General features: G+C 64.7%; 15 protein-coding genes. 14 read left to right on the top strand and 1 reads right to left on the bottom strand.

All coding sequences use genetic code 11. The features are described 5' to 3' along the window. Positions 1-145 precede the first annotated feature (145 nt). From PI86_RS14810 to PI86_RS14785, 6 genes are all read left to right on the top strand, one after another. Positions 146-724, top strand: coding sequence for a YqgE/AlgH family protein (locus PI86_RS14810; RefSeq protein ID WP_014897900.1), 579 nt, complete (start codon positions 146-148; stop codon positions 722-724). Then, the gene (gene ruvX, locus PI86_RS14805) at positions 721-1,170 is read left to right on the top strand and encodes a Holliday junction resolvase RuvX (protein ID WP_014897899.1); all 450 of its coding nucleotides are present in this window, start codon (positions 721-723) and stop codon (positions 1,168-1,170) included. The genes PI86_RS14810 and ruvX overlap by 4 nt, the downstream gene beginning before the upstream one ends. After that, on the top strand, positions 1,157-1,672 hold the full coding sequence (gene pyrR, locus PI86_RS14800) for a bifunctional pyr operon transcriptional regulator/uracil phosphoribosyltransferase PyrR (RefSeq protein ID WP_039323917.1): 516 nt from the start codon (positions 1,157-1,159) through the stop codon (positions 1,670-1,672). Before ruvX ends, pyrR begins: the two co-directional genes overlap by 14 nt. A 74-nt stretch (positions 1,673-1,746) precedes the next feature. Next, positions 1,747-2,778 carry an aspartate carbamoyltransferase catalytic subunit gene (locus PI86_RS14795; protein ID WP_014897897.1) on the top strand — a complete coding sequence of 344 codons (1,032 nt, stop codon included), beginning with the start codon at positions 1,747-1,749 and terminating at the stop codon, positions 2,776-2,778. Between the two features lie 51 nt (positions 2,779-2,829). After that, positions 2,830-4,107, top strand: coding sequence for a dihydroorotase (locus PI86_RS14790; RefSeq protein WP_039323915.1), 1,278 nt, complete (start codon positions 2,830-2,832; stop codon positions 4,105-4,107). Positions 4,108-4,126: 19 nt separating this feature from the next. Then, entirely contained in the window at positions 4,127-4,984 is an 858-nt protein-coding gene (locus PI86_RS14785) for a lysophospholipid acyltransferase family protein (protein WP_039323913.1), read from the top strand. A gap of 33 nt (positions 4,985-5,017) precedes the next feature. On the opposite strand, the gene PI86_RS14780 is transcribed toward PI86_RS14785, so the two are convergent. After that, positions 5,018-5,857, bottom strand: a complete 840-nt coding sequence (locus PI86_RS14780) for a symmetrical bis(5'-nucleosyl)-tetraphosphatase (protein ID WP_039323911.1) — start codon at positions 5,855-5,857, stop codon at positions 5,018-5,020. Between the two features lie 344 nt (positions 5,858-6,201). Here PI86_RS14780 and rfbB point away from each other — a divergent pair, with 344 nt between their 5' ends. The 8 genes from rfbB (at position 6,202) to PI86_RS14740 (ending at position 14,589) form a co-directional block, all read left to right on the top strand. Next, a complete protein-coding gene (rfbB, locus tag PI86_RS14775; RefSeq protein ID WP_039323909.1) occupies positions 6,202-7,263 on the top strand; it encodes a dTDP-glucose 4,6-dehydratase in 1,062 nt (353 codons plus the stop codon). A gap of 11 nt (positions 7,264-7,274) precedes the next feature. Next, positions 7,275-8,168 (top strand): glucose-1-phosphate thymidylyltransferase RfbA, encoded by an 894-nt coding sequence (rfbA, locus tag PI86_RS14770; RefSeq protein ID WP_039323907.1) that lies wholly within the window; start codon positions 7,275-7,277, stop codon positions 8,166-8,168. Beyond that, positions 8,153-8,704, top strand: coding sequence for a dTDP-4-dehydrorhamnose 3,5-epimerase (rfbC, locus tag PI86_RS14765; protein WP_014897891.1), 552 nt, complete (start codon positions 8,153-8,155; stop codon positions 8,702-8,704). Before rfbA ends, rfbC begins: the two co-directional genes overlap by 16 nt. Further along, positions 8,697-9,599 carry a dTDP-4-dehydrorhamnose reductase gene (gene rfbD, locus PI86_RS14760; protein ID WP_039323906.1) on the top strand — a complete coding sequence of 301 codons (903 nt, stop codon included), beginning with the start codon at positions 8,697-8,699 and terminating at the stop codon, positions 9,597-9,599. Before rfbC ends, rfbD begins: the two co-directional genes overlap by 8 nt. A gap of 139 nt (positions 9,600-9,738) precedes the next feature. After that, positions 9,739-11,184, top strand: a complete 1,446-nt coding sequence (locus PI86_RS14755) for a mannose-1-phosphate guanylyltransferase/mannose-6-phosphate isomerase (protein ID WP_039323978.1) — start codon at positions 9,739-9,741, stop codon at positions 11,182-11,184. Then, a complete protein-coding gene (locus tag PI86_RS14750; protein WP_039323905.1) occupies positions 11,184-11,978 on the top strand; it encodes an ABC transporter permease in 795 nt (264 codons plus the stop codon). The genes PI86_RS14755 and PI86_RS14750 overlap by 1 nt, the downstream gene beginning before the upstream one ends. Beyond that, the gene (locus tag PI86_RS14745; RefSeq protein ID WP_039323903.1) at positions 11,978-13,198 is read left to right on the top strand and encodes an ABC transporter ATP-binding protein; all 1,221 of its coding nucleotides are present in this window, start codon (positions 11,978-11,980) and stop codon (positions 13,196-13,198) included. The genes PI86_RS14750 and PI86_RS14745 overlap by 1 nt, the downstream gene beginning before the upstream one ends. Next, positions 13,195-14,589, top strand: coding sequence for a class I SAM-dependent methyltransferase (locus PI86_RS14740; RefSeq protein ID WP_039323976.1), 1,395 nt, complete (start codon positions 13,195-13,197; stop codon positions 14,587-14,589). The genes PI86_RS14745 and PI86_RS14740 overlap by 4 nt, the downstream gene beginning before the upstream one ends. The last annotated feature ends 70 nt before the right edge of the window (positions 14,590-14,659 follow it).

Here is a 14,659-nt window from a genome sequence, read left to right as displayed (position 1 = left end):
GCGCGGGCCGCCAACACGCTGCCGACAGGGCCCGCGCGCGTGTTAGAGTGCCGTGTGATCCGCGTGCGTCGTTGCCAGCGTCGCGCGGCGTTGCTTGTTGATCGCGGCCCGGTCAGGTCGCGGCGTCTTTGCTAAAATTCAAACCATGTCAAAGCCTTCCGATCGCATCAATCTCACCAACCAGTTCCTGATCGCCATGCCGAACATGGCAGATCCGACGTTTTCGGGAACGGTGGTCTACCTTTGCGATCACAGCGAGCGCGGTGCGCTCGGCCTCGTCATCAATCGTCCCACCGATATCGACCTCGAATCGCTGTTCAGCCGTATCGACCTGAAGCTCGACATCGAGCCGCTGCTGCACATTCCGGTGTACTTCGGCGGCCCGGTCCAGACCGAGCGCGGCTTCGTGCTGCACGAGCCGGTCGAGGGCGCGAACTACAATTCGTCGATGTCGGTCGAGGGCGGGCTCGAGATGACGACGTCGAAGGACGTGCTCGAGGCGGTCGCGACGGGCACCGGCCCGAAGCGCTTCCTGCTGACGCTCGGCCATGCGGGCTGGGGCGCAGGGCAACTCGAGGAAGAAATTGCCCGCAACGGCTGGCTGACCGTGGCCGCCGATCCGCGCATCGTGTTCGACACGCCGGCCGAGGAACGCTTCGAGGCCGCGCTCGGCCTGCTCGGCGTCAGCTCGTCGATGCTGTCCGGCGAAGCAGGGCACGCATGAGCGGCGCGAGCGCGCGCGATGCGACGCTCCTGGCGTTCGACTACGGCGAGAAGCGGATCGGCGTCGCGATCGGCAATGCGCTGACGCGTTCGGCCCGCGCCCTCGTCGTCATTCCCAACCTGAACCGCGAGCACCGCTTCAAGGCGGTCGGCGAGCTGCTGGCCGAATGGCGGCCGGACGCGCTCGTCGTCGGCCTGCCGATGCATCCGGACGGCACGCCGCACGAGATGACGCAGCAGGCGAAGCGCTTCGGCAACCAGCTGAACGGCCGTTTCGGGCTGCCCGTCACGTGGGTCGACGAGCGCTATTCGTCGGTCGAGGCCGAGGCCGGGCTGCGCGAGCGCAACGTGCGCGGCCGCGCACGCGCCGAGATGCTCGATGCCGAGGCCGCACGCGTGATCCTTCAACAGTATCTCGATCAATTGTCCGACCATGAGCTCCATTGACGCCGACGCGCTCTACCGCGTCCTGCTCGACCAGATCCGCGACGCGTACGGCACGGCCTTCGCCGAGCCGGGCGGCCCGCGGCTCGCCGGCATCCACAGCGGCGGCGCATGGCTCGCCGAGCGCCTCGCGCGCGATCTCGGCGCGCCCGGGTTCGGCGTCGTGAACGTCGCGCTGCATCGCGACGACTACGCGAAGAAGGGGCTGCACAGCCAGGCCAGCCCGACGTCGCTGCCGTTCGAGGTCGACGGCGCGCGCATCGTGCTCGTCGACGACGTGCTGTACACCGGCCGCACCGTACGCGCCGCGCTCAACGAACTGTTCGACTACGGCCGTCCGGCCGTGGTCGAACTCGCGGTGCTCGCCGATCGCGGCGGCCGTGAGCTGCCGGTCGCTGCGCGCTTCGCGGGCGGCACGCTCGACGTGCCGGCCGATGCGACGCTCGTGCTGGCACGCGACGACGCCGCGCAGTTCACGCTGCGCATCGAGGCGCACGTCGCCTGAGCGAACCGCGCAACCGTATCCCGGGCCGCCGGTTCGCGCCGCGGCCCGTTTGCATAGTTGGAATCACGCACACCATGACCACCGACACCACTGGCCGCACCGGCAATCCTGCTGCGGCCGCGAGCCCCGAGCGGTTCCGCTACGGTTTCCTGAAGGGCAACCCGCAGCTCACGAAAAACGGCGAGCTGAAACACCTGCTGTCGATCGAGGGCCTGCCGCGCTCGATCGTCAACCACATCCTCGATACGGCCGAGCAGTTCGTCAGCGTGACGGACCGCGAGGTGAAGAAGGTGCCGCTGCTGCGCGGCAAGTCGGTGTTCAACCTGTTCTTCGAGAACTCGACGCGCACGCGCACGACCTTCGAGATCGCCGCGACGCGCCTGTCGGCCGACGTGCTGAACCTGAACATCAATGCGTCGTCGACGAGCAAGGGCGAGTCGCTGCTCGACACGATCAACAACCTGTCGGCGATGCATGCCGACCTGTTCGTCGTGCGCCATGCGTCGAGCGGCGCGCCGTACCTGATCGCCGAGCACTGCGCGCCGCACGTGCACGTGATCAACGCCGGCGACGGCCGTCATGCGCACCCGACGCAGGGCCTGCTCGACATGTACACGATCCGTCACTACAAGCGCGACTTCACGAAGCTGCGCGTGGCGATCGTCGGCGACATCCTGCATTCGCGCGTCGCGCGCTCCGACATCCATGCACTCACCACGCTCGGCGTGCCGGAAGTGCGCGCGATCGGCCCGCGCACGCTGCTACCGGGCGGTCTCGAGCAGATGGGCGTGAAGGTGTATCACAACCTCGACGAAGGGCTGAAGGGCGTCGACGTGATCATCATGCTGCGCCTGCAGAACGAGCGGATGAGCGGCGCGCTGCTGCCGTCCGCGCAGGAGTACTTCAAGACCTGGGGCCTGACGCCGGAGCGCCTCGCGCTTGCCGCGCCCGACGCGATCGTGATGCACCCCGGCCCGATGAACCGCGGCGTCGAGATCGACTCGCAGGTCGCCGACGGGCCGCAGTCGGTGATCCTCAACCAGGTCACGTTCGGCATCGCCGTGCGGATGGCGGTGATGGGCATCGTCGCCGGCAACAGCGACTGAGCCCGCTTTCGCGCATCCCTTTCACGCAATCAACGCATTCACAGACAGCGCATGAAGATTCATATCCAAGGCGGCACGCTGATCGACCCGGTCGCCGGCACCGAACGGCAGGCCGACGTATTCGTCGCGGACGGCAAGATCGCCGCGCTCGGCACGGCGCCGGCCGGTTTCAACGCGGAGAAGACCATCGACGCGTCGGGCCTGATCGTCGCGCCCGGCCTCGTCGACCTGTGCGCGCGGCTGCGCGAGCCCGGCTACGAGCACAAGGCGACGCTCGCGTCCGAGATGGCCGCGGCCGTCGCGGGCGGCGTCACGACCCTCGTGTGCCCGCCGGACACGGACCCCGTGCTCGACGAGCCGGGCCTCGTCGAGATGCTCAAGTATCGCGCACGCAACCTGCACCAGGCGAACGTTCATCCGCTCGGCGCGCTCACCGTCGGCCTCAAGGGCGAAGTGATCACCGAGATGGTCGCGCTGACCGAATCGGGCTGCGTCGGCTTCACGCATGCCAACGTGCCGGTGCGTGACACGCAGGTGCTGCTGCGCGCGCTGCAGTACGCGAGCACCTACGGCTTTACCACGTGGCTGCGTCCGCTCGACGCGTTCATCGGCCGCGGCGGCGTCGCCGCGAGCGGTGCGCTCGCGTCGCGGCTCGGGCTGTCCGGCGTGCCGGTCGCGGCCGAGACGATCGCGCTGCACACCATCTTCGAACTGATGCGCGTGACGGGCGCGCGCGTGCACCTCGCCCGCCTGTCGTCGGCGGCCGGCCTCGCGCTCGTGCGCGCGGCGAAGGCCGAGGGGCTGCCCGTGACGTGCGACGTCGGCGTGAACCACCTGCACCTGATCGACGTCGACATCGGCTACTTCGATTCGCAATTCCGGCTCGACCCGCCGCTGCGCAGCGAGCGCGACCGCGAAGCGATCCGCGCGGCGCTCGCCGACGGCACGATCGACGCGATCTGCTCCGATCACACGCCGGTCGACGACGACGAGAAGCTGCTGCCGTTCGGCGAAGCGACGCCCGGCGCGACGGGGCTCGAACTGCTGCTGTCGCTCACGGTGAAGTGGGCCGATGAAACGAACACGCCGCTCGCGCTGGCGCTGCGCCGCATCACGGCCGCGCCGGCCGACGTGCTGCAGCTGCCGGCCGGCCGTCTGGCCGAAGGCGGCGCGGCCGACCTGTGCGTGTTCGACCCGCGCGCGCACTGGCGCGTCGAGCCGCGTGCGCTGAAGAGCCAGGGCCACAACTCGCCGTTCCTCGGCTACGAACTGCCGGCCTGCGTGCGCGCGACGCTCGTGGCGGGGCAGGTCGCGTTCGAGCGCCACTGAACCAAGCCGGATCTTCGCCATGACCGCTCTTCGCAAGCTGCGTCTCGTCTTTCACCTGCTGCGCGGCATGGCGATCGTCGCGCTGCGCTTTTCGCATGTCACGCCCGCGCGCCGCGCCGAGATGACGCGCCGCTGGTCGCTCAAGATGCTGCGGATCTGCGGGATGCGCATCGTCGTCCACAACGACGGCGCGCGGCTCGACGCGAGCGCGCTCGTGGTCGGCAATCACGTCTCCTGGCTCGACATCTATGCGATCAACGCGTGGCGGCCGACGCCGTTCGTGTCGAAGGCCGAGGTGCGGCAGTGGCCGGTCGTCGGCTGGCTCGCCGAGCAGCTCGATACCGTGTTCCTGCAGCGCGAGAAGCGTACCGAGGCGATGCGGATCATGCACGAGATGGCCGAGCGCCTGCGCAACGGCGGGCTGATGTGCGTGTTTCCGGAAGGCACGACGTCCGACGGGCAGGCGCTGCTGCCGTTCCATGCGAACCTGTTCCAGGCCGCGGTGTCGGCCGGCTGCGCGGTGCAGCCGATCTGCCTGATGTACGAGGACGCGCAGGGGCGGCAGTCGGTCGCGCCGGCCTATACGGGCGAGCTGTCGCTCGGCAAGTCGCTCGACATGGTGTTGCGCGGCGGTCCGCTCGTCGCGCACCTGTATGTGGGCGCGCCGATCGCGCCGGGCGGCGACCGCCGCGCGACGTCGGCGGCGGCGCGCGATGCGATCGCGGCCGCGCTGGCGGCACTGCAGGAGAAGGTCGGCAAGCCGTCGCCCGAGTCGCTGGCGGAGCTCGAGAAGCATGCGTATCCGGCGACCGAAGTCGGCGCCGGTGCGGCGGGTGAGGCCGCGGCCGAGGAGCCGGTGCCGGGGCGCGAGGGCTGATGCTTCATGCTGCCCGCGCGCATGGCGCGCGGGTCACTCGCCGCCCGGCGTGCGGCACACTTCGCACTGCACCTGCGCGACCGCGCGCTGCGCCGGGTCGGCCGTCAGTCGCACGGCCGACAACTGGTTTCCCCAAACGCATCCCGAATCGAGCGCGACCACGTTGTCGCGCAGCATCAGGCCGAGCGCGGCCCAGTGGCCGAACACGAGCGTCACGTCCTCGGTCCGGCGGCCCGGCACGTCGAACCACGGCAGGTAGCCGGGCGGCGCGCTGTCGGGGCCGCCGTTCGTCTTGAACTCCATCGCGCCGTCGGGCGTGCAGAAGCGCACGCGCGTGAACGCGTTGAACGCGACGCGCATCCGGTCGCGCTTCTTCAGGTCCGGACGCCATTGATTCGGCTCGTTGCCGTACAGCTTTTGCAAGGTCTCGCGCCAGTCCGGCGCACGCAGCGCGCGCTGCAGTTCGTCCGCGAGTTCCAGTGCGAGCGTGGTGTCCCATTGCGGCAGCACGCCTGCATGGACGAGCAGCATGCCCTGTTCGAAGTGCGCGAACGGGCGGTGCCGCACCCAGTCGAGCAGCGCTTCGGCGTCGGGTGCGTCGAGGATTTCGCCGATCGTGTCGCCCGGGCGCTCGGTACGGATGCCGGCGGAGACCGCGAGCAGGTGCAGGTCGTGGTTGCCGAGGACGGCGGTCACGCGCGGGCCGAGCTCGACCAGCGCACGCAGCGCCGCGAGGGAAGCCGGGCCGCGGTTGACGATGTCGCCGGCGATCCATAGCGGGGTGTCGGCAGAAGCTGAAAGCTTTTCGAGCAGGGACTGGAAAGCGGAATGACAGCCTTGGATGTCGCCGATGGCGATGGGGGTGGGCGGCATGAGTGGCGGTTGTGAAAAGTGTTGACGCTGAATGGGAAACGGTGCAACTGCGGCGCTGCGTTGCGGCACAATATTGTGCCAGTTTAACGTATTGATTTAAAACATAATTTCATTCGTGTTGCCGAGCGTGGAGCACTGTTTCAAGTTGTTAGCAGCATGGCTTTTGCATAGGCTTGCTTCCTATAATTGCCGCTTCCTCGACAAAATTAGCATTTCATGACTTTGACGGTCACGGTGAGAAGTTAGAATTCCCGCCTTGAGCGACGCGTGCGTTGATGCCGTCGCGGTTCGAAATGATGGCGGCTCGTGCTTGAGGCCTGCCGCGTATGACTAGAGGGAGCCTCATGATCCTGGTGACGGGCGGTGCGGGTTTTATCGGCGCCAATTTTGTACTGGACTGGCTGCGTCAATCCGACGAGGCCGTGCTCAACGTCGACAAGCTGACCTACGCCGGCAACCGTCGCACGCTGCAGTCGCTGGACGAGAGCCCGAAGCACGTGTTCGTACGCGCCGACATTTGCGATCGCGCCGCACTCGACGCACTGTTCGCGCAACACAAGCCGCGCGCAGTCCTGCATTTCGCCGCCGAAAGCCACGTCGATCGCTCGATTCACGGGCCGGCGGATTTCGTTCAGACCAACGTGGTGGGCACCTTCACGCTGCTCGAAGCCGCGCGGACATACTGGAACGGCCTGAACGAAGCCGACCAGGCGGCTTTTCGCTTTCTGCACGTATCGACGGATGAAGTGTTCGGCTCGTTGTCTGCCACCGATCCGCAGTTCTCGGAAAGCACGCCGTATGCGCCGAACAGCCCGTATTCGGCGACGAAGGCCGGCTCCGATCATCTCGTGCGCGCCTATCATCATACGTACGGCCTGCCCACGCTCACCACGAACTGCTCGAACAACTACGGCCCGTACCAGTTTCCCGAGAAGCTCATTCCGCTGATGATTGCCAATGCGCTCGCCGGCAAGCCGCTGCCCGTCTACGGTGACGGGCAGAACGTGCGCGACTGGCTGTACGTCGGCGATCACTGCAGCGCGATTCGTGAAGTGCTCGCGCGCGGCGTGCCCGGCGAGACGTACAACATCGGCGGGTGGAACGAGAAGAAGAACCTCGAGGTCGTGCATACGTTGTGCGATCTGCTCGACCACGCGCGGCCGAAGTCCGCAGGGTCCTATCGCGATCAGATTACCTATGTGACGGATCGTCCCGGCCACGATCGCCGCTATGCGATCGACGCGCGCAAGCTCGAGCGCGAGCTCGGCTGGAAGCCGGCCGAGACGTTCGAGACCGGTCTTGCAAGGACGGTCGCCTGGTATCTCGACAACCAGGTGTGGGTCGACGAGGTCGCATCGGGCGAATACCTCAAGTGGGTTGAAACCAACTACGCGGAACGCGTTTGAGGAGCCGATCGATGGCACGCAAGGGCATCATTCTCGCCGGCGGTTCCGGCACGCGTCTGTATCCGATCACGCATGTCGTGTCGAAGCAGCTGCTGCCGGTGTACGACAAGCCGATGATTTACTACCCGCTGTCGACGCTGATGATCGCGGGAATCCGCGACGTGCTGATCATCTCGACCCCGCAGGATACGCCGCGCTTCGAAGCCATGCTCGGCGACGGCAGCCAGTGGGGGATGAATATCCAGTATGCGGTGCAGCCGTCACCGGATGGCCTCGCGCAGGCGTTCGTGATCGGCCGGGATTTCGTCGGCAACGATCCGTCGGCGCTGATCCTCGGCGACAACATCTTCTACGGGCACGACCTTGCGAAGCAGCTCGAGCGCGCGTATGCCACCGAGGCCGGGGCGACGGTGTTTGCCTACCACGTGCAGGATCCCGAGCGTTATGGTGTCGTCGAATTCGACGCGTCGTTCCGTGCCGTGTCGATCGAGGAGAAGCCCGCGAAGCCGCGTTCGAACTATGCGGTCACGGGGCTGTATTTCTACGACAACCAGGTGTGCGACATCGCGGCCGACATCAAGCCGTCGGCGCGCGGCGAACTGGAAATTACCGACATCAATTCGCGCTATCTCGCGGACGGTGCGCTGAACGTCGAGATCATGGGGCGCGGCTATGCGTGGCTCGATACGGGTACCCACGATTCGCTGATCGAAGCGGCGAGCTTTATCGCGACGCTGCAGAAGCGGCAAGGGCTCGTCGTCGCATGCCCCGAGGAGATTGCGTACCGCAGGCACTGGATCGACGCGGAACAGGTGCTGAAGCTGGCGCAGCCGCTGTCGAAGAACGCATACGGGCAGTACCTCAGGAACCTTCTCACGAACCAGGTCGCATGGCTATCCAAGTAACGGCAACGGCGCTGCCCGAAGTCAAGCTCATCGAGCCGAAGGTGTTCGGCGACGCGCGCGGCTATTTCTACGAAAGCTTCAATGCCCGCGAGTTTGCGGAGCAGGTGGAGCCGGGCATCGCGTTCGTGCAGGACAATCACTCGCGTTCGTCGAAGGGCGTGCTGCGCGGGTTGCACTATCAAATCCGGCACGCTCAAGGCAAGCTCGTGCGCGTGGTGGAAGGCGAGGTGTTCGATGTCGCGGTCGACGTCCGCCAGCACTCGCCGAATTTCGGTAAATGGGTCGGCTTCGTGCTGTCGGCCGAAAACCATCGGCAGCTGTGGATCCCGCCCGGCTTTGCGCATGGTTTCGTCGTCCTGTCCGAGGCCGCGCAGTTCCTGTACAAGACGACCGACTACTGGTTTCCCGAGCATGAGCGCTGCATCGTCTGGGACGATCCGGAAATCGGGATCGAGTGGCCGATCGATGTGGCACCGATATTGGCGCCGAAGGATGCGGCTGGCAAGCGCCTGACCGAGGCCGACGTCTATGCGTGAGGGCGGCGTGCATCCTGAACCGACGATCCTCGTGACGGGCGTGAACGGCCAGGTTGGATTCGAATTGCTGCGCGCGCTGCAGGGGCTCGGACGCGTGGTGCCGTGCGACAGGTCGATGCTGGATCTGACCGATCTTGATCGCGTACGTGCGTTGGTGCGGGACGTGAGGCCGTCGCTGATCGTGAACCCGGCCGCGTATACGGCGGTTGACAAGGCCGAGACCGACGTCGACGCCGCGCGGCGCATGAATGCAGACGTGCCGCGCATCTTCGCCGAGGAGATGGCGCGTACCGGCGGTGCGCTGATTCACTATTCGACCGATTACGTGTTCGACGGCACGAAGACGGGTGCGTATACGGAAACCGACGCGACGAATCCCGTGAACGCCTACGGCGCGACCAAGCTTGAAGGCGAGCAGGCGATCGCGGCGACAGGTTGCGCGCACCTGATTCTACGGACGAGCTGGGTGTACGGGCGGCGCGGCAAGAACTTCCTGCTGACGATGCTGAAACTCGGCAGCGAGCGGCCGGAGCTGCGGGTCGTCGCGGATCAGGTCGGCGCACCGACCTGGGCGCGGACGATCGCCGTCGTCACCTCGCACATCGTCGCGCAGCAAGCCGCCGTGGATGATGTCGCCGATTGGTGGGCGAAGCGTTCCGGCGTTTATCACCTCACATCGTCCGGCGCGACGTCGTGGCATGGCTTCGCGGAAGCGATCCTGGGCATCGCGATGGGCGAGCTTGCACCGAAGGTGCTGCCGATTCCGGCGAGCGAGTATCCGGTTCCGGCGAAGCGCCCGGCGAATTCGCGGATGGCGCTCGACAAGCTGAGCCGGACGTTCGGCGTGACGATGCCGGCCTGGGACGATGCACTGCGGCTGTGCCTGGGTGAGTAAGGGGCGTCGGCTATAATTCTGTCCGAACTAAGTTGGCCTAAGCGGCTCATTTTTTTGCTGACGGACTGTTGAATCAAAAGGCGAAAGGCGGTGAAAGCCTTCCTTTCGCGGTTGGAAAATCAAATCTGGAGTGAAAGTGATATTGATCCCCGTCATCCTGTCTGGTGGCGCAGGCACGCGACTTTGGCCGGTCTCCCGCGAAGGGCATCCCAAGCCGTTCATGAAGCTTGCCGACGGCGAGAGCTTGCTCTTGAAAACCTATCGCCGCGCGGCAGCCGTGGTCGGCAGTGATGCGGAGGGGCAGCACCGGGAGATTTTGACGGTCACCAACCGCGACTACTATTTCATGAGCAAGGACGAGTTCGCGAGCGTGAAGCTCGGCGAATCGCTGTCCGGCGCATTCATGCTCGAACCCGCCGGTCGCAACACGGCACCTGCGGTCGCAATGGCGGCCCATCACGTCGCGGAAAAGTACGGGCGCGATGCGCTGATGCTGATTCTCGCGGCCGATCATCTGGTTCAGGATCAGCAAGGATTTGCCGCTGCCGTTGCGAGTGCCGTCGAACTGGCGCAACAGGACAAGCTGGTGACGTTCGGCATCGTGCCGACCCGCCCGGACACCGGCTTCGGTTACATCGAGGCAGGGGCGGCGATCGGTGCAGGCCGGGCGGCACTGCGCTTCGTCGAAAAGCCGGATGCCGACAAGGCGGCCGAATATCTTGCCGCGGGCAACTATCTCTGGAATTCCGGGATGTTCTGCTTCAAGGCAGGCGTCATTCTGGACGAAATGGCCCGCTATGCGCCGGACGTCGCGACGGCAGCCGACGCGTGCTGGTCGGCGCTGAAGGCGAACAACCCGTCGGCGCAGATGCTCGAGATTCCTTCGGAGTCTTTCGAAAAGATGCCCGACATCTCCATCGACTACGCCGTGATGGAGCGTTCGAAGAACGTGGCGGTCGTGCCGTCCAGTTTCGGGTGGAGCGATATCGGTTCCTGGGGCGCGATTCGTGATCTGGTTTCCCCGGACGCGGACAGCAACCGCGCCATCGGCGAAGCCATCTTCATCGACAGCCGGAATACCTATGTGCAGAGCCAGGACCGCGTGGTCGCGGCCGTGGGTGTCGCTGATCTGATGATTATCGATACGCCGGATGCGCTCCTGGTCGCGCATCCCGATTGCGCGCAGGACGTGAAGCAGGTCGTGGCTCGCCTGAAGAAACAGAATCACGACGCATACAAGTTGCATCGCACCGTCAGTCGCCCCTGGGGGACGTACACGGTGCTCGAAGAGGGGCCGCGCTTCAAGATCAAGCGCATCGAGGTCAAGCCGGGTGCCAGCCTGAGTCTGCAGATGCATCATCACCGCAGCGAGCACTGGATCGTCGTGTCCGGCATGGCCAAGGTCGTGAACGGAGATCAGGAGATCTTCGTGCGTACCAATGAGTCCACCTACATTCCCGCCGGTCACAAGCATCGGCTCGAGAACCCGGGCGTGCTGGATCTCGTGATGATCGAGGTGCAAAGCGGCGAGTATCTCGGGGAAGACGACATCGTTCGCTTCCAGGACGTTTACGGGCGGGCGTGATGCTAGGGATGTTGAGAGTCCTTTGGGCCTATCGCGGTTTCATCCTGGGTAGCGTCAAGCGGGAGTTCCAGTCCAAGTACCGCAATTCCCTGCTCGGCGCGGCATGGACCGTGCTCAATCCGCTCGCGATGATCGTCGTCTACACGGTGATCTTTTCGCGCGTCATGCATGCTCGCCTGCCCGGCGTGGACAGCACCTTCGCGTACAGCATTCACTTGTGTGCCGGCGTGTTGCCGTGGGGCATGTTTGTCGAAATCGTCAGCAACGGCCAGAACACCTTCGTCAACAACGCGAACCTGCTCAAGAAGCTGAGCTTTCCGCGGTTGTGTCTGCCGATCATCGTGGTGATCAATGCGCTGGTCAATTTCGCGATCGTGTTCGGGTTGTTTACCGTGTTCCTGGTGATGTCGGGCAATTTCCCCGGTTTGACCTATTTCGCCATCGTTCCCGTGTTGACCCTGATGACGTTGTTTGCCATCGGTCTGGGCATCACGCTCGGGGTGTTGAACGTGTTCTTCCGCGACGTGGGGCAGTTCTTCGGGATCGTGCTGAATTTCTGGTTCTGGCTGACGCCGGTCGTCTATGCAGCCAACATCTTGTCGAAGTCTGCACAACAGGCATTGCGCTTCAACCCGATGGCACCGGTGATCGAAGCGTTCCAGGTCACGATGGTGCAACACGTCTGGCCGAACTGGTCGGCGCTGGTGTATCCGCTCGTATTGAGCATCGTGCTGTGTCTCGCCGGCTTCAGTTTGTTCCGCAAGCATGCGGGTGAAATGGTGGATGAACTCTGATGGGTACCATTACCGTTACCAATCTTGGTAAGGCATACAAACAGTATCCAACCCGGTGGTCGCGTCTTCTCGAGTGGCTGGACCCGCGCGGCAAGCCGCATCACACGCTGCACTGGGTGCAGCGTGACGTCAGTTTCTCGGTTCGCTCCGGCGAGGCGCTGGGTATTGTCGGCATCAACGGTGCCGGCAAAAGCACGCTGTTGAAAATGATCGTCGGCACCACGCAGCCGACCGTCGGCAGCGTGACGCGGACCGGCCAGATCGCCGCATTGCTCGAGCTGGGAATGGGGTTCCATCCGGACTTCACCGGGCGCCAGAACGTGATGATGGCGGGGCAGTTGCTCGGTTACAGCGTCGAAGAGATTGTCGCGTTGATGCCGACAATCGAGGCGTTCGCTGAAATCGGCGAATACATCGACCAGCCGGTGCGCGTGTACTCGAGCGGGATGCAGGTGCGTCTCGCGTTCAGTGTCGCGACGGCTCGTCGTCCGGACATCCTGATCGTCGACGAGGCGCTGTCGGTCGGCGACGCCTATTTCCAGCACAAGAGTTTCGATCGCATCCGGGAGTTTCGCAAGCAGGGCACGACGTTGTTGATCGTCGCGCACGACAAGGCTGCGATTCAGGCCATCTGCGATCGCGCGATCCTGCTGAATGCCGGCAGGCTGGAGATGGAAGGACCGCCCGAGGCGGTCATGGATTACTACAACGCGATGCTGGCGGACCATCAGGACCAGGAGGTTCGTCAGGAGGTGCTCGAGAGCGGCAAGGTCCAGACCATTTCCGGTACGGGTGAAGTCACGATCGACAAGGTCGCGCTGCTGAATCGAGACGGCAGGCCGATCGACGTCGCTCAAGTCGGGCAGCCGGTGACGCTGCGGATCTCTGCCGACTGTCGTGAGTCCGTGCAGGACCTGGTCATGGGTTTCATGATCAAGGACCGACTGGGGCAGACGGTCTTCGGTACCAACACGCACAATCTCCAGTCCGACATCGGCGATGTGGCTGCCGGGGCGAATGCGACGGTCGATTTCGAATTCCTGGCGAATATCGGCCCGGGCAGTTATTCGGTTGCCGTGGCGTTGCATACGGGTAGTACGCACATGCAGAACAATTTCGAGTGGAGGGATCACGCCCTGACATTCAACATGGTGAACGGCAACGTGAGCGAGTTCGTCGGAATTACGTGGATGCCGACACAGGCGAAGGTGGTGTCGTGAGCGAGAATTTCTACCGGGCGTTTGAAGAACGCTATTACGCACCCCGGGACCTCATCAAAAGCATCCGCAGGCAGTATTTGCCGTTCGTCGAGCCGCTGGCGTCGGTCTATCCGGGCGGCGGCACGTTCGACATTGGCTGTGGTCGGGGCGAGTGGCTGGAACTGATGTCGGAACAAGGGTTGACGCCTTTCGGCGTGGACCTGGACGCCGGCATGCTGCAAGCCTGCGAGGAGCGTGGCCTGCCCGCGACGCAGGGCGACGCGGTGGCCTATCTGCAGACGCTGGAATCGGACAGCCAGGTCGTCGTGTCGGCTTTCCATGTCGTCGAGCACATCAGCTTCGAGCAATTGCAGAGTGTCGTTGCGGAGGCATTGCGGGTATTGCGGCCTGGCGGCTTGCTGATCCTCGAGACGCCGAATCCGGAAAATATCGCGGTCGCGACCAACAACTTCTATCTGGATCCCACGCATCAGAAGCCGATTCCGTCGCTGCTGCTGTCGTTCGTGGTCGAGCACGGCGGATTCGAGACGGTGAAGACGCTTCGGCTGCAGGAGTCGCCGGCGTTGCGTCATCCCGATCAGTCGGTGTCGCTGCTGGACGTGATACGTGGCGCGAGCCCCGACTATGCGGTCATCGCGCAGAAGGCTGCCGCTCCGGAAATCAAGGCGAAGTTCGCTCAGGTGTTCGCAGCCGAGTATGGTTTGTCGCTGGAGCAACTGGCCGGCCGTTACGAGGCACGAACCGAATCCGCGCGGCTCCGGATGGAAAAAGCCGAGGCGGGAGTCGAGCGGATCGACGAACGGGTTCGTGTGATCAGCGAGCAACTGCAACTGGCCCAGGAGCGGCTTCAGTCCGTCGAGGCAGATGTGAATGCCGGGCAACGGCAGGTGACCGAAGACCGGCTCAAGCTCGCAGAGGAGCGCTGCCAGCATGCGGACGAGTTGCGCCAGCATGCGGAGAATCAACTTGGCGCCATGGAGGCGCGGGCTCAGCACGCGGAAGCGCAGGCCCGGCAGGCGAATGACCTGTTGCATGCCGTGCTGCACAGCACGTCCTGGCGGGTGTCGAAGCCGGTGCGTATGGTGGGCGCTCCGCTGCGCAGATTGACCTCTGCAATCCGCGACCGCAGGTTGCTGTCCGGGATCAAGTCGCGCATCAAGGGCGTACTCAAGGTCGGGGCGGCTGAAGTCGCGAAGCGGCCGGCATTGAAGCGTGCGGCTCTCAGGTTGGTGAGGATGAGTCCGGCACTGGACCGTCGCTTGCGCGCCGTCGTGACACAGTCGCCGAGCGCTGCAGTCGGCTCTCCTCTGTCGCAACGCGATTTGCCGGAGTCGGTCCGTGAAGTGCTCGACGAGCTCCGGGCTGCGGCGCGTGCGTCCGAGTCCCGGTGACGCTGCGCGTAACCGAATAGATGGAACTGCCGGCACGCGAATCGCGTGCCGGCAACAATGCCAAGTGCTG

It is taken from the genome of Burkholderia sp. A9 (assembly GCF_000801975.1).
The sequence above is the reverse complement of the archived record's forward strand: the minus strand, read 5'-3'. Positions and strand labels throughout refer to the sequence as shown.